Source organism: Pseudomonas sp. PB101 (assembly GCF_009764265.1).
Taxonomy (GTDB): domain Bacteria; phylum Pseudomonadota; class Gammaproteobacteria; order Pseudomonadales; family Pseudomonadaceae; genus Aquipseudomonas.
In genome coordinates this window covers 96,132-110,457 of record NZ_RWIR01000007.1, presented here as the reverse complement: position 1 = coordinate 110,457, position 14,326 = coordinate 96,132, and the positions used below count along the sequence as shown (strand labels likewise).

14 protein-coding genes are annotated in these 14,326 nt (G+C 57.3%); 5 read left to right on the top strand and 9 right to left on the bottom strand.

All coding sequences use genetic code 11. The features are described 5' to 3' along the window. Positions 1-158: 158 nt before the first annotated feature. Entirely contained in the window at positions 159-872 is a 714-nt protein-coding gene (locus EI969_RS01935; RefSeq protein WP_160385682.1) for an autoinducer binding domain-containing protein, read from the bottom strand. Positions 873-1,178: 306 nt separating this feature from the next. Between EI969_RS01935 and EI969_RS01930 the strand changes: the two genes are divergently transcribed. Beyond that, on the top strand, positions 1,179-1,955 hold the full coding sequence (locus EI969_RS01930; RefSeq protein WP_160385681.1) for a ferredoxin--NADP reductase: 777 nt from the start codon (positions 1,179-1,181) through the stop codon (positions 1,953-1,955). Between the two features lie 42 nt (positions 1,956-1,997). Here the strand turns inward: EI969_RS01930 and mscL are convergent, their stop codons facing one another. Continuing rightward, positions 1,998-2,411 carry a large-conductance mechanosensitive channel protein MscL gene (gene mscL, locus EI969_RS01925; RefSeq protein WP_150716741.1) on the bottom strand — a complete coding sequence of 138 codons (414 nt, stop codon included), beginning with the start codon at positions 2,409-2,411 and terminating at the stop codon, positions 1,998-2,000. A 643-nt stretch (positions 2,412-3,054) separates the two neighbouring features. Between mscL and radA the strand changes: the two genes are divergently transcribed. Next, positions 3,055-4,422 carry a DNA repair protein RadA gene (radA, locus tag EI969_RS01920; protein ID WP_057400505.1) on the top strand — a complete coding sequence of 456 codons (1,368 nt, stop codon included), beginning with the start codon at positions 3,055-3,057 and terminating at the stop codon, positions 4,420-4,422. A 128-nt stretch (positions 4,423-4,550) separates the two neighbouring features. Here the strand turns inward: radA and EI969_RS01915 are convergent, their stop codons facing one another. Beyond that, positions 4,551-4,919, bottom strand: coding sequence for a PilZ domain-containing protein (locus EI969_RS01915; protein WP_160385680.1), 369 nt, complete (start codon positions 4,917-4,919; stop codon positions 4,551-4,553). Between the two features lie 161 nt (positions 4,920-5,080). On the opposite strand from EI969_RS01915, the gene EI969_RS01910 reads away from it, so the two are divergent. From EI969_RS01910 to yjiA, 3 genes are all read left to right on the top strand, one after another. After that, on the top strand, positions 5,081-7,147 hold the full coding sequence (locus tag EI969_RS01910; protein WP_160385679.1) for a carbon starvation CstA family protein: 2,067 nt from the start codon (positions 5,081-5,083) through the stop codon (positions 7,145-7,147). 15 nt (positions 7,148-7,162) lie between these two features. Beyond that, positions 7,163-7,360 (top strand): YbdD/YjiX family protein, encoded by a 198-nt coding sequence (locus tag EI969_RS01905; RefSeq protein WP_007895266.1) that lies wholly within the window; start codon positions 7,163-7,165, stop codon positions 7,358-7,360. A gap of 118 nt (positions 7,361-7,478) precedes the next feature. Further along, positions 7,479-8,450: a GTPase gene (gene yjiA, locus EI969_RS01900; protein ID WP_160385678.1), complete on the top strand. Its 972-nt coding sequence runs from the start codon at positions 7,479-7,481 to the stop codon at positions 8,448-8,450. A 14-nt stretch (positions 8,451-8,464) separates the two neighbouring features. Here yjiA and EI969_RS01895 read toward each other — a convergent pair whose 3' ends face one another. From EI969_RS01895 to glyA, 6 genes are all read right to left on the bottom strand, one after another. Further along, positions 8,465-9,145: a GntR family transcriptional regulator gene (locus tag EI969_RS01895; protein WP_160385677.1), complete on the bottom strand. Its 681-nt coding sequence runs from the start codon at positions 9,143-9,145 to the stop codon at positions 8,465-8,467. 25 nt (positions 9,146-9,170) lie between these two features. After that, entirely contained in the window at positions 9,171-9,875 is a 705-nt protein-coding gene (locus tag EI969_RS01890) for a FadR/GntR family transcriptional regulator (protein WP_160385676.1), read from the bottom strand. 67 nt (positions 9,876-9,942) lie between these two features. Next, positions 9,943-11,256: a C4-dicarboxylate transporter DctA gene (locus tag EI969_RS01885; protein ID WP_160385675.1), complete on the bottom strand. Its 1,314-nt coding sequence runs from the start codon at positions 11,254-11,256 to the stop codon at positions 9,943-9,945. Positions 11,257-11,546: 290 nt separating this feature from the next. Further along, on the bottom strand, positions 11,547-12,086 hold the full coding sequence (locus tag EI969_RS01880) for a hypothetical protein (RefSeq protein ID WP_160385674.1): 540 nt from the start codon (positions 12,084-12,086) through the stop codon (positions 11,547-11,549). A 104-nt stretch (positions 12,087-12,190) separates the two neighbouring features. After that, a complete protein-coding gene (locus tag EI969_RS01875) occupies positions 12,191-12,742 on the bottom strand; it encodes a hypothetical protein (protein WP_178120510.1) in 552 nt (183 codons plus the stop codon). Between the two features lie 244 nt (positions 12,743-12,986). Continuing rightward, the gene (gene glyA, locus EI969_RS01870; RefSeq protein ID WP_077185842.1) at positions 12,987-14,240 is read right to left on the bottom strand and encodes a serine hydroxymethyltransferase; all 1,254 of its coding nucleotides are present in this window, start codon (positions 14,238-14,240) and stop codon (positions 12,987-12,989) included. Between the last annotated feature and the right edge of the window lie 86 nt (positions 14,241-14,326).

Here is a 14,326-nt window from a genome sequence, read left to right as displayed (position 1 = left end):
TAATCAACGGATATCCCGCCTCACCAAGGTGTTGGCGCGGGCGGAGCCGTCCGAGTGTATTGCGTCGTGAAGGTTTACACGCCATCACTTCGGGGGGACCGCAAATGGTACGTTTTTTTTGCCTGGATTACCCGCAGGTTTTCCCGCAGTCGGGCGTTTCAGATGGCTCCGGACCGGGCCGCGGCAATGACTGCCGCAATCTTGTTGTTGACGCCCAGCTTTTCAATGGCCCTATGCACATGAAAGTTGATCGTGCGTTCACTTAGGCTGAGGATCCTGGAAATTTCATAGGCCGTCTTGCCATCGGCCGACAGTTTCAACACTTCGAGTTCCCGCCGTGACAAGGGAGGAGGCAGAGGCGAGGCCGGTTTTTTCGGTTGCATCGCAATTGCCAGGGCGTGCAAGTGGCGGCTGATGAAAACCGAGAATCCAAGATTTTCGTACAGCTCAAAGGCTGAAATCGGGCAATGGCTTCTGGCCAGGCTGAGCATGCTGTGCATCCCGCATTTTTCATCGTGGACCGCTTGCGACCAGCCATGCGCCAGGCCTTGCTGTTGCAGCATTTGCCATAACCACGGGGTTTTGGAGAAAAGCTCTTGGCTCCAGAGCACGGGTAACGTGGAGTGATTGCAATAGGCTGCTATCGGATCAATCTTGCTGACATCGTTTTGTTCATATTGAGCGTTCCAGTCATGTGGATAGTTATTCAGGTTGACCGGGCAGTAATCAGCGCGACTGTTGGCTGAAATGGTTGAAAAGGCACAAAATTTATATCCAAGGTTCCTGACGAAATTCAGTGATATTCGATAGGCGATATTAATGTCTTGTGAGTGAGAAAGCAGTTGAAGCTGTGATTCCTTCCAGAGTTCCATTCGGGCGGTCTCCAACACTATGTTCTCGGGGGTGCTGATTTGGATCCGAGATCCGGCACGAGACGGAGTGTAGGACATTTCCGATAATTGCAGTTCGACGATTTTGCTCTTTTAACCGCTGAAAAAGTGTGTTCCAGGTTCTTAGGCAATCGGCGACTTATCAAATGCCATATGTAATTTTATTTTGACTGATGTTTGCAGTGCCGAATAATCAATAACTTGATGGCTTAATATCACTACAAAATGTCTGTGGTTACGCTGCCGTCTTTGCGGGACACTGTGGGTGTCTTTTGATTGGAGCCTTCCATGTCCGTCAGTGAAGAAAAATTTACCCGTCAAACCTTGCTCGAGGTTCATCCCTTGACCCCGAATCTGTTTACCCTGCGTGCCACGCGGGATGCCGGGTTTCGTTTTCGGGCGGGGCAGTTTGCCCGGTTGGGCGTCACCAAGGCGGATGGCAGTACGGTATGGCGCGCCTACTCCATGGTGTCCTCGCCCTTTGACGAGTTCCTCGAGTTCTTCTCCATTGTCGTGCCGGACGGTGAGTTCACCAGTGAGCTCAGCCGGCTGGTCGTGGGTGACAAATTGCTGGTCGACCGCCAGGCCTTCGGTTACCTGACGCCGGACCGCTTTGTCGATGGGCGCGATCTGTGGCTGTTATCCACCGGGACGGGGGTGGCGCCGTTCCTCTCGATATTGCAGGACTTTGAAGTCTGGGAGCGATTCGAGCGGATCATCCTGGTCTACAGCGTTCGCGAAGCCCGGGAACTGGCCTATCAGGAGCTGATAGCGGGGCTGGCGCAACGTGACTATCTGGCGGAGTACGCACACAAACTGCAATTCATCGCCACGGTCACTCGTGAGCAGCATCCTGGCGCATTGAACGGGCGGATCACCACGCTGATCGAGAACGGCGAGCTGGAGCGCACCGCGGGCGTCGCGCTGACACCGGAGCATTCACGGGTCATGCTGTGCGGCAATCCGCAGATGATCGATGACACGCGCAAGCTGCTTAAACAGCGGGACATGCACCTGAGCCTCAGCCGACGGCCCGGCCAGGTGGCGGTGGAAAACTTCTGGTAAAAAAACGGCGCCTCAAGGGCGCCGTTTTTAATGCGGGTGCGGTCAAGGCTGGTTGTTCTGGGCCTTGAGCAAGTCGCGGATCTCGCCCAGCAACTCTTCTTCCTTGGTGGGAACCGGAGGCAGGCTAGGGGCCACGGCCTCTTCGCGCTTCAGGCGGTTGATCGCCTTGACGCCCATGAAGATCGCGAAGGCGACAATGACGAAGTCGAGGATGGTCTGGATGAATTTGCCGTACGCCAGCACGACCGCCGGAGCAGCGCCGTCTGCTGCCTTGAGCGTTATGACCAGGTCACTGAAGTCCACGCCACCGATCAGCATGCCGATTGGCGGCATGATCAGGTCACCGACAAACGATGTGACGATCTTGCCGAAGGCCGCACCGATGATGATGCCGACGGCCATGTCGACCACATTGCCTTTGACCGCGAAGGCCTTGAACTCGTTTAGCACGCCCATAGGTTATTTCCTTGTTACAGATGAGGTTGATGAACGCAGTGTAAATCAGCAAAGCGCATCCTGCTCGAATCAACTGCCTGCTGTGCTCGCCAGCAATCGACCCGGGTGGTCTTGAAAAATTCACCGATTGATCTCGATCGGAGGGAGGCCAGGCCTTCTGCGGGGGGGTGGAATACGACTTTTTACAGCGATAGGGTTTCGTTTGTATGAGTGGCGCAGGGTGAAAGACCATCCATGAATCGGGATATTCAAGTTGATGGGCATTTGCGTGTTCTAGCGTTGGTATTGAAAATTAATTGCAGTCAACATACGTCTAACTAATTAGTTAATTTTGCTATTGATTAAAGATTTTCGTGCTTGTCGGAATTGAAGGTCTGGTTTTGCGCGAGTGTTTTAAAGTTGTGCATCAAGTATGCAGATGAATAAAGCTTGTATAGGTTTTTAATGGGGCGGTAAGGCATGTCTCTAGAGTTTGTTGGGCGAGTTGAGTGGAAAACTTATACAGGATTTTTGTATGGCGGGAATATTTCAAAAAAGCCAGAGTTTGATAAAGGCTATTTGAAATCACCCGAGGGTTGCAAGACATCTGGCGCACTCGCATGTCTCAGCTGAGCTATCATCGCGTTTTTTTCCGGGGGTTCCGATGGCCAAGGCCAAGCGCATGTACGGCTGCACCGAGTGCGGTTCAACCTTCCCCAAATGGGCCGGCCAGTGCGGTGAGTGCGGGGCCTGGAACACGCTTACCGAAACCATGGTGGAAAGCGGCGGGGCAGCCGCCCCCAGCGGTCGTACCGGCTGGGCCGGCCAGCAGGCGCAGATCAAGACCCTGGCTGAAGTCAGTGTCGAAGAAATTCCGCGCTTCTCCACCGCATCCAGCGAGCTCGACCGGGTTCTGGGTGGCGGGCTGGTCGACGGTTCGGTGGTGCTGATCGGTGGTGACCCCGGCATCGGCAAGTCGACCATTCTGCTGCAAACCTTGTGCAACCTCGCCAAGAGCATGCCGGCGCTGTACGTCACCGGTGAGGAATCCCAGCAGCAAGTGGCCATGCGCGCGCGACGCCTGGGGTTGCCTCAGGATCAGCTGCGGGTGATGACCGAAACCTGTATCGAAGCCATCATTGCCACGGCTCGTCAGGAAAAGCCCAGGGTGATGGTGATCGACTCGATCCAGACGATCTTTACCGAGCAGCTGCAATCGGCCCCGGGTGGTGTATCCCAGGTGCGTGAGAGCGCGGCGTTGCTGGTGCGTTATGCCAAACAGAGCGGCACGGCGATTTTCCTGGTCGGCCACGTCACCAAGGAAGGCGCACTGGCTGGGCCTCGGGTGCTGGAGCACATGGTCGATACCGTGCTGTATTTCGAGGGCGAGTCCGACGGGCGCCTGCGGCTGCTGCGGGCGGTGAAGAACCGTTTCGGTGCAGTCAATGAACTGGGCGTGTTCGGCATGACTGACAAGGGCCTGAAAGAAGTCTCCAACCCTTCGGCGATTTTTCTGACCCGTGCTCAGGAAGAGGTCCCGGGCAGCGTGGTGATGGCGACGTGGGAAGGCACGCGGCCGATGCTGGTGGAGGTTCAGGCGCTGGTGGACGACAGTCACCTGGCCAACCCGCGTCGGGTTACGTTGGGGCTGGATCAAAACCGATTGGCGATGTTGCTGGCGGTGCTGCACCGTCATGGCGGCATTCCGACCCACGATCAGGATGTGTTCCTCAACGTGGTCGGCGGGGTCAAGGTACTGGAAACAGCGTCCGATCTGGCGTTGATGGCGGCGGTGATGTCCAGTTTGCGCAACCGGCCGCTGCCTCACGACCTGTTGGTGTTTGGTGAGGTGGGGCTTTCCGGTGAGGTGCGTCCGGTGCCGAGCGGTCAGGAGCGTTTGAAGGAAGCTGCCAAGCACGGCTTCAAGCGCGCCATCGTGCCCAAGGGCAATGCGCCGAAAGAGGCGCCGGCAGGGTTGCAGATCATTGCCGTGACGCGGCTGGAACAGGCGCTGGACGCGTTGTTCGAATAAATTCCAGTTAATGCACAACCCTGTGGGAGCGAGCCTGCTCGCGAAAGCGGAGTATCAGTCAACATAAATGTTGAAACTGACGGCCCCTTCGCGAGCAGGCTCGCTCCCACTTTGGTATTCGGCGGCTTCTAGACTTCGATCAGCGCACCCAGTTCGCGCTCCAGCTCTTCTGGATCAGCCAGGTTGAGCTCGATCAACCGCCGCAAACGTTCGATAGACTCAAGGCTGATGTGCCGGCAGACAAAGCCGAGTTGGCCATGGTCGTCGTGGGCCAGTTGCACATCCATGGTGATATCGGCCCCCTCGCTCAGATGAATGTCGACCACAAAATCCTGCTGCGCCTTGCCCAACCACGGATCGGGTCGCTCGATCAACAACCCCTTGAGCGACAGGTCAATCAACTTCACCGGCCAGGTGGACTCACCCTGACTCAGCTCGGTTCGGGCATCGAACGCAATACGTTTGAAGCGGCGACGTTCGGCAGGGTGCTCGCTCATGGCGCGATCCTCGTAGATGTACGCTGACTATAGACCTGCATTCTTCAAGGCTGCCAGCGTGGGGCAGGTGTCTAGACCTATGTCGGGCTATGGCCTTTGTCGTCAGGAGCGCTAAACTCGGGGTGGCTGTCTTTCTTGTCCACTCTGGCTGGAATAATAAAATGAAAAATAATAATAGCCCGCTACGCCATTTGCCTTGGCTGCTGCTGGCAATCGTAGGTGCGTGCGCCCTGGGTGTAGTGGCATTGCGCCGAGGCGAGGCAATCAACGCCTTGTGGATCGTGGTCGCTGCCGTGGCCATCTATCTGGTTGCATACCGCTACTACAGTCTGTTCATCGCTAACAATGTCATGCAACTCGATGCGCGACGGGCCACTCCCGCCGTGCTCAACAATGACGGTCTGGATTACGTTCCGACCAACAAACACATTCTCTTTGGTCACCACTTCGCGGCCATCGCCGGCGCGGGGCCGTTGGTCGGTCCGGTCCTGGCGGCGCAGATGGGCTACCTGCCCGGCACGCTATGGATAATCGCTGGCGTGGTGCTGGCCGGTTCGGTGCAGGACTTCATGGTCCTGTTCATGTCTACCCGCCGCAACGGCCGTTCCCTGGGTGACATGGTCCGCGAAGAAATGGGCCGCATCCCCGGCACCATCGCGCTATTCGGCTGCTTCCTGATCATGATCATCATCCTCGCGGTGCTGGCGCTGATCGTGGTCAAAGCCCTGGCCGAGAGCCCATGGGGTATTTTCACGGTGATGGCGACCATACCGATCGCGATGTTCATGGGCATCTACATGCGCTACATACGTCCGGGTCGCATCGGTGAAATCTCCGTCATCGGCGTGCTGTTGCTGCTCGGCTCGATCTGGCTGGGCGGGCAGATTGCCGCTGATCCGGTGTGGGCCAAGGCGTTCAGCTTCACGGGCGTGCAAATCACCTGGATGCTGATCGGTTACGGTTTTGTCGCAGCGGTGTTGCCGGTGTGGCTGATCCTGGCACCGCGTGACTATCTCTCCACCTTCCTGAAAATCGGCACTATCGTCGCCCTGGCCATCGGCATCCTTGTGACCATGCCCGAGCTGAAAATGCCGGCCCTGACCCAGTTCATCGACGGCACCGGTCCGGTGTGGAAGGGCGGTCTGTTCCCGTTCCTGTTCATCACCATCGCCTGTGGCGCGGTCTCGGGTTTCCATGCGCTGATCTCTTCCGGGACCACGCCGAAACTGCTGGATAACGAAACCAACGCCCGCTACATCGGTTACGGCGGCATGCTGATGGAATCGTTCGTGGCCATCATGGCCATGGTGGCCGCCTCGGTGATCGAACCGGGCGTGTATTTCGCCATGAACAGCCCGGCCGCGGTCGTCGGCGGGGACGTAGTGGCCGTAGCCACGGCGGTCAGCAACTGGGGCTTTGCCATCACCCCGGAAGCGTTGCAGGCAGTGGCCCATGACATCGGTGAAACCACCATCCTGGCCCGTGCCGGCGGTGCGCCGACCCTGGCGGTGGGGATCGCGCAGATCCTGCACAGTGTTTTGCCGGGTGAAAACACCATGGCGTTCTGGTACCACTTCGCGATCCTGTTCGAAGCGCTGTTCATCCTGACCGCGGTCGACGCCGGTACTCGTGCCGGGCGCTTCATGCTCCAGGACTTGCTCGGCTCGTTCGTGCCGGCCCTGCGCCGTACCGAGTCGTGGACTGCCAACCTGATCGCCACCGCCGGTTGCGTGGCCATGTGGGGTTATCTGCTGTACCAGGGCGTGATCGATCCTTTGGGTGGCATCAACACCTTGTGGCCGCTGTTCGGCATCTCCAACCAGATGCTGGCCGGTATCGCGCTGATGCTCGGCACCGTCGTGCTGATCAAGATGAAACGCCAACGCTACATCTGGGTGACTTTGGTGCCGGCTGTGTGGCTGCTGATCTGCACCACCACCGCCGGCTTCATCAAGCTGTTCGATGCCAACCCGGCGATCGGCTTCCTGTCCCTGGCGAAAAAATACAGCGATGCCCTGGCCAACGGCCAGATCCTCGCCCCGGCGAAGGACATCACGCAGATGCAGCACGTGATCTTCAACGCCTACACCAACGCAACGCTGACTGCGCTGTTCCTGTTCGTGGTGTTCAGTATCCTGTTCTATGCGCTCAAGGTCGGTATTTCCGCCTGGGGCACCAAGGAGCGTACGGATAAAGAAGCGCCGTTCCAGGCACTGCCGGAAGCGTGATCGAGGATTTGCACCATGTTCAATGACCTCAGTCGCCTCGGTAAATACCTCGGCCAGGCCGCGCGCCTGATGGTCGGCATGCCCGACTACGACAACTACGTCGAGCATATGCAGACCAAGCACCCGGACAAACCGGTGATGAGCTACGAGATGTTCTTCCGCGAACGTCAGGAAGCCCGTTACGGTGGCAAGGGTGGGCCTAAGTGCTGTTGAAACACACCACTTAGGCATCACCTCTGTAGGAGCCGGCTTGCTGGCGATAGCGATCTTCGGGACGCCATCGCCAGCAAGCCGGCTCCTACAGTCTTTTCTGCGCCCAGGAGACCTTATTTTGTCAGTCCCTATACCTGTCACGATCCTCAGCGGCTTCCTCGGCGCTGGTAAAACCACCCTGTTGCGCCACCTGCTCAAAGCCGAGCACGGCCTGAAAATCGCCGTGATCGAGAACGAATTCAGCGATGCCGGCATCGACACCCAGTTGTTGGGCGATGAGCCGGTGCAAGTGATGACACTGTCCAACGGCTGTGTCTGCTGCACCATCCATACGGACCTGACCAAGGCGCTTTACCTGTTGCTCGAACGCCTGGACCAGGGCGATATCGCCTTCGACCGCCTGGTGATCGAGTGCACTGGCCTGGCCGACCCGGCGCCCGTGGCGCAAACCTTTTTCATCGACGAAGAACTGCGCGAGCGCTACATCCTCGACGGCATCATCACCCTGGTGGACGCGGCCCACGCCGACCTGCACCTGACCCAGACCATCGCCCAGGCGCAAATCGGTTTTGCCGATCGCTTGCTGGTGAGCAAGCGCGATCTGGTGGACGAACCGACCTTCACCGCGTTGAGCGAGCGCCTGACCCGCATCAACCGTCGTGCCCCGATCCGCGTGGTCGACCACGGCAAGATCGATCTGGCCGAGTTGCTCGACGTGCGCGGTTTCAATCTCAATGCCGACCTCGGTGGCGGTGTGAGTTTGCGACCTGTCAGCCAGGCACCCTCCATCGACCGCATTTCCAGCCTGGTGCTGCGCACTGATAAACCGCTGGATATCGACAAGCTCAGCGAGTTCATGAATGAGCTCCTGGAGGAGCATGGCAAGCAGTTGCTGCGCTACAAGGGCGTGTTGAGCATTCTCGGCGAACCGCGGCGCATGGTGTTTCAGGGTGTGCTGAAGCTTTATGGATTCGACTGGGACACCGAGTGGGCGGACGATGAAAGCCGCGAAAGCGTGATCGTGTTCATTGCCGATGATTTGCCGGAAGAAAAGATCCGCGAGGGGTTCGCGCGGGTGGCGGCGGATTGAAGTTTTGTGGCGTCCTAGCCGGCAGCGCAGTGCTCACGGGTTGTATTGAGCAGTGTCTGTTCCAGATGATCCATATGCCGGTTCATCAACATCACCGCTGTCGCTGCGTTTCCACGTTCAACGGCATCGACAATCTCCATGTGCACCGGCCCCGCGCAATAATCCTTCTGTTGCAGACCAAGCTGCGCAATCGCCAACGAAGTCAGCGGTACCAGGCTCTCGAGAAAGTGCGCTAGCGGTGCGTTCCCCGCCATTTTTGCCAACTGCAGATGAAACGCTCCCGACAAACGAATCGCCGGGCCTCGCTCGGCGCATAGACGCTCGTTATCGAGCAGCGCCCGCAGCTGCTTCAAGTCTTGCGCGCAAGGTCGCTGACACGCCAGCCGCACCAGCATGACCTCGGCCAGCCGCCGGGCATGCAGGGCCTGCCGGACCTGCTCGGCATCCAGTTCGGCGACACGCGGACGATGGTTGGCGCGAAGGTGGATGATGTGCTGATGGGACAGTCGCGTCAGCACATCACGCACGTCGCTGCGGCGGGCACCGAACATTTGCGCCAGGCTTTCTTCCGTAAAGCGGCTGGCCGAATGGATACGCTGTTCGAAAATGGCATCGAGGACCCGCGAATACAGATCATCCACCGACGGGCGGACGGGCAGGGTGGCGAGCGTTTGTGGCGAGGCGATGCTGTTCATGGCCAATCTCCAGTTCGAAGAGGTTTCAACTGCCGAAGTTGTCTTCCGGGATGTTCAGTTCGATGCCCATGCGCTGACCTTCGCGCAAAATGTGCCGGCGCATCTCGGCGCTGGCCTGGGCGCTGTTCTTGCTGCGGATCGCCCGAACCACCGCTTCGTTTTCGTCCAGGCGTTCAGCCAGATGCTCCGGGGAATTGCGCAACACTTGGGCGCTCTGTTTGAGCGCATTGCTGGTTTGTTGCACCACGCTCTGGAAGATCGGGTTGGATGTCAGCGTGAACAGCTCTTCGTGGAATGCGATGTAGGCGTTTACGCCAGCCTCACTGTCATTGGCCTCCAGGGCTTCGCGCATGTCCATCAGGGTCAGGCGCAATTGCCCGATTTCCTTGCTGCTGATGGACTGCGCCACCAGGCCGACGATAAACGGCTCAAGGGTGTAGCGCAGTTGCAGCACGTCTTCCAGGCTCGCGGCGGCCACCGCGTTGTCATGCGCCTGGCTGTCGGCGGGATTGGCTTCGAGCACCACCACACCTTTGCCCGGCATCGAACGCACCAGACCGAGGGTTTCCAGGACGATCACCGCTTCGCGCAGGCTCGGACGACTGATGCCCAATTGTTCGGCCAGTTCGCGTTGCCCCGGCAGCATTTCGCCGGAGCGCCACTGACCACGGGCCAGTGCGGCCCGAAGTTTTTCCACGACTGAATTTACAACGGTCGATGTGGTAATCACTGTTCGCTCCATGAGCCTCTGTAACCTTTGTTGGCCGTGCCTGCCCGGGGGCAGGCACGGCGGTGATTCAAAATTCCTGCTGATGCGCCGGGCTCACCGGTTTTCGCGGCTGGAAGGTATAACCCACCTGGCCGGACAGTACCTTGTTCGCCCGTTGCACATCGATGTCCTTTTCCCAGCGTGCGATGGCCACCGTGGCGACGCAGTTGCCGATCAGGTTGGTCAGCGCCCGGCCAATGCCCATGAACCAGTCCACGGCCAGTACCAGCACCAGGCCCACCACCGGGATCGCCGGAATCGCCGTCAGGGTCGCCGCCAGGATTACCAGTGCGGAACCTGGAATGCCATGCGCGCCTTTTGAGGTGATCAACGATACCAACAGGATCGTCAGCAGGTCGGTCATGGCCAGTGGCGTGCCGGTGGCATTGGCGATGAACACGATGGCCAGGGTCAGGTAGATCGAGAAGCCGTCGAGGTTGAACGAGTAGCCCGTCGGGATCACCAGGCCGACCGTCGAACTGCCGATGCCCAGATGTTCAAGCTTGCGCATGATTTGTGGCAGCACTGCGTCGGACGAAGCGGTGCCCATGACGATGAGCAGTTCTTCGCGCAGGTACTTGAGCAACGGCCACATCTTCAAGCCGGAGAGGCGCATCACCAGGCCGAGAATCAGGGTAACGAAGGCTATACAGGTCAGGTAGAACAAGCCGACCAGGCTGCCCAGGTGTTGCAGCGAATCCAGGCCATATTTGCTGGTAGTGAAGGCGATCGCGCCGAACACACCGATCGGCGCCAGGCGCACGATCATGCCCATGATGCGGAAGATCACGTGGCTCAGCTCATTGATCAGCCGCGAAATACCCGACGCCGCTTCGCCCACCAGGTTCAGTGCACTGCCGAACAGCACCGAAAACAGCAGGACCTGCAGGATATTGTTGTCGGCAAATGCGCCGATGACCGAGGTCGGAATCAAATCCATCAGGAACTGCGTGGTGGTGTGCATGTGCTGGCCGCGCTGGGCGATATCGCCCATGTCGGCGGCGGAAAGCTGCTCAAGATGAATATTCGCACCGCTGCCGATGCCAGTACTGAAGGCGAACACCAGGCCGATCACCAGGGCGATGGTGGTCAGGATTTCAAAGTAGATCACCGATTTCAGGCCGATGCGCCCGACCTTCTTCAGGTCGCCGGCGCCACTGATGCCGCTGACCACCACGCAGAACACAATCAGGCCAATGAGCATTTTGATCAGCTTGATAAAACCGTCACCGAGTGGTTTGAGCTGAGCGGAGTATTCGGGAAGGGTCAGCCCGCAGACGATGCCGAGCACCAGTCCGAGAACCACTTGGAGGAAGATTGAACGCGAGCACCATCTGAGCATGGGAGGAATCCTGGTCGGTGTCCTGGCTGCCGTGCGCGAGGCGCATCGACTTCAGGACTTAATTATTGTGGTCTTACCGGTATGTCCAGTGCAGGTGGAGTCTAGGCGCTATTTTTGGCGGATCGCAAGTGGAAATTGCATAATTGGCATGACCGGTCTTACCAGTTGGGTTGGATACCCCGACCTTTAGCCTTTTGGGAGGCTGGATTTTTTTTCCCGGGCAGAAAAAACCGGCCATCGCTGACCGGTTTTTTAAGCTCATGCTCTCACAGAGCATTCAATCGACGATCTTATCGCGAGACGTTGCGATTGATGATTTTCAGGTCGAAGAAGACAAGTTTGCCGCGTCGTTCTTTGTCGGTGAGAATCGGAAAGTTTGGGGACTCGCCATAGATCAGTACCTCTCGACGCTGTGGACCGGTATGAAGGCGGATGTTGTTGACTTCGCCTGGCAGGTCGTCCAGTTTTGCACTATCACCCTGGCTGTTGATGATGCGAAAGTAAGTAGGGTCATCACCTTCAAAAACCGACAGGTTACGCTGTTCGCCTTCCATACTTGCAGTGTTTTTGAAGTTTCCGTCACGATCTTCAATCTTGATAGTGTAGACGTCGTCGTGGTAGGCGAAAAGAAACGTTTCTGGGGCAACGTCCTCCGCGTAACTCAGAAGAACGTCTCCGTAAATGTCGAGTTTTTTCTCGAGGATAGCCTTCTCACCATCATTGAAGTCGGGGGACTCCAACATTTTCCGAATGACTTTACCTGCTAGTGCAACCGGCTTGTTATCGACGAATAGTTGAGCGGTGAACGATTGGTTATCCATGTTTTGCATGACGCTTATCTCTTCCTTGATTGGGAGATTAATATTGTTGCTGTTATAACTTGCGAGGTTTATTGAGCGCAGTGCACCGACAATTGCTTGCGGGCATTTTGTACTTATAACCAAGATGCATCACTGGGGTTGCGCTCAATGATTTTTAGCTTGAAAACCAGAGGGGTCCCGATGCGGCTTGGATTATCGGTCAGAACCGGGAAGGTGGGTGGTCCGGAATAGGATTTAACTGGCCGACGTTGTGGGCCGGCGTAAAGATAGATTTCGCTGATTGCGTCCGGAATTTCGTCCATTTTTACAACATTGCCGGAGCTGTTAATGATGCGGAAGTAAGTGGGATCATCTCCTTCGAAGATGCTCAAATTACGAGTTGCACCTTCCATGCTTGCCGTTGCCTGGAAAAGAGTGTTAACGCCTTTAATTCGGATGGTGTATACATCGTCATGATAGGCGAAGTAGAAAGTTTCGGGTGTTACACCTTCGCTGTAGCTCAGTTCCAGTGGGTCGTGTTTGCGAGCGTTACGATGAAACTCGTGCCAGCCTTCTCCAGTGTCTAGTTCTTCAAGAAGTTTGTTTATAACCTTTCGAGCCGTGGCAATAGGTTTGTTATCGACAAAAAGTTGAGCGGTGAACGATTGAGTTCGATCTATGAACATAATCTCTTCCTTGATATATGAATAACCCTCGTATTTGTGGTGAGCGAGTCGGATTATTCGTTGCTTGTCAGGGGCGAGACTATCATCAAGGTTTAAAATCTGGATTTCTGGTGTGTTACAAGATTTTAAGTTTTATTCGGTGTTGTTGTCTGTGAGGAAGTTACAGTTTTTGGAGTTGTAAGTGACGGGCATAAAAAAACCGGCACAAGTGCCGGTTTTCTCAACTGTGATTTAGCGGGGCTTATTAAGCGCCGTATACCGGCAGCTTCTTGCAGATAGCCTTGACCTTCTCACGAACGGCATCGATCACCGCTTCGTTGTTCAGGTCGGCCAGGATGTCGCAGATCCAGCCGGCCAGTTCCTTGCACTCTGCTTCCTTGAAGCCGCGAGTGGTCACAGCCGGAGTGCCGAAGCGCAGGCCGGAGGTGACGAACGGGGAGCGTGGGTCGTTTGGCACGGAGTTCTTGTTCACGGTGATGAACGCTTTGCCCAGAGCGGCATCGGCGTCTTTACCGGAGATTTCCTGCTTGATCAGCGACAGCAGGAACAGGTGGTTTTCAGTACCGCCGGAAACCACGTCGAAACCGCGCTCGATGAACACGCCAGCCATGGCTTTGGCGTTTTTCACCACTTGTTGCTGGTAAGCCTTGAACTCAGGCTGCAGCGCTTCCTTGAAGCAGATCGCTTTAGCGGCGATCACGTGCTCCAGCGGGCCGCCCTGGGCGCCCGGGAATACCGCGGAGTTCAGCTTCTTCTCGATGTCGGCGTTGGCGCGAGCAAGGATCAGGCCGCCACGTGGACCGCGCAGGGTCTTGTGGGTGGTGGTGGTCACGACGTCAGCGAAAGGCACCGGGTTCGGGTAGACGCCAGCGGCGACCAGACCGGCCACGTGGGCCATGTCGACGAACAGGTAAGCGCCAACCTTGTCAGCGATTTCACGGAAGCGCGGGAAGTCGAGGATCTGCGAGTAGGCAGAGAAACCGGCCACGATCATTTTTGGCTTGTGCTCAACGGCCAGGCGCTCGACTTCGTCATAGTCGATCAGACCGTTGGCGTCGATGCCGTACTGGATGGCGTTGTACAGCTTGCCCGAGGACGAAACGCTGGCGCCGTGGGTCAGGTGACCACCGTGGGCCAGGCTCATGCCCAGGATGGTGTCGCCAGCCGACAGCAGGGCCAGGTAGACGGCGCTGTTGGCTTGCGAGCCGGCGTGCGGCTGAACGTTGGCGTAATCGGCGCCGAACAGTTCTTTTGCACGATCGATTGCAAGCTGCTCGACGACGTCTACGTACTCGCAACCACCGTAGTAGCGCTTGCCCGGGTAGCCTTCGGCGTACTTGTTGGTCAGTACCGAGCCTTGAGCTTCCATCACCGCAGGGCTGGTGTAGTTTTCCGAAGCGATCAGCTCAATGTGCTCTTCCTGGCGCTGAGCTTCTTGCTCCATGGCGGCAAAGAGATCGGCGTCGTACTTGGCAATAGTCAAATCACGGCTGAACATGGCGGTCCTCAAGGATCGGGGGCGGAAAAGGGGGGCATTCTAACCCAATGGGTTTTAGATGGCATATGAAACGGCATCATGTCGCA

Coding starts and splice junctions, on each gene's coding strand:
- EI969_RS01880 (WP_160385674.1), bottom strand. CDS start 12,086: ATGCAAAACATGGATAACCAATCGTTCACCGCTCAACTATTCGTCGAT.
- EI969_RS01930 (WP_160385681.1), top strand. CDS start 1,179: ATGTCCGTCAGTGAAGAAAAATTTACCCGTCAAACCTTGCTCGAGGTT.
- EI969_RS01895 (WP_160385677.1), bottom strand. CDS start 9,145: ATGAACAGCATCGCCTCGCCACAAACGCTCGCCACCCTGCCCGTCCGC.
- glyA (WP_077185842.1), bottom strand. CDS start 14,240: ATGTTCAGCCGTGATTTGACTATTGCCAAGTACGACGCCGATCTCTTT.
- EI969_RS01905 (WP_007895266.1), top strand. CDS start 7,163: ATGTTCAATGACCTCAGTCGCCTCGGTAAATACCTCGGCCAGGCCGCG.
- EI969_RS01915 (WP_160385680.1), bottom strand. CDS start 4,919: ATGAGCGAGCACCCTGCCGAACGTCGCCGCTTCAAACGTATTGCGTTC.
- mscL (WP_150716741.1), bottom strand. CDS start 2,411: ATGGGCGTGCTAAACGAGTTCAAGGCCTTCGCGGTCAAAGGCAATGTG.
- radA (WP_057400505.1), top strand. CDS start 3,055: ATGGCCAAGGCCAAGCGCATGTACGGCTGCACCGAGTGCGGTTCAACC.
- EI969_RS01885 (WP_160385675.1), bottom strand. CDS start 11,256: ATGCTCAGATGGTGCTCGCGTTCAATCTTCCTCCAAGTGGTTCTCGGA.
- EI969_RS01935 (WP_160385682.1), bottom strand. CDS start 872: ATGGAACTCTGGAAGGAATCACAGCTTCAACTGCTTTCTCACTCACAA.
- EI969_RS01875 (WP_178120510.1), bottom strand. CDS start 12,742: ATGTTCATAGATCGAACTCAATCGTTCACCGCTCAACTTTTTGTCGAT.
- EI969_RS01910 (WP_160385679.1), top strand. CDS start 5,081: ATGAAAAATAATAATAGCCCGCTACGCCATTTGCCTTGGCTGCTGCTG.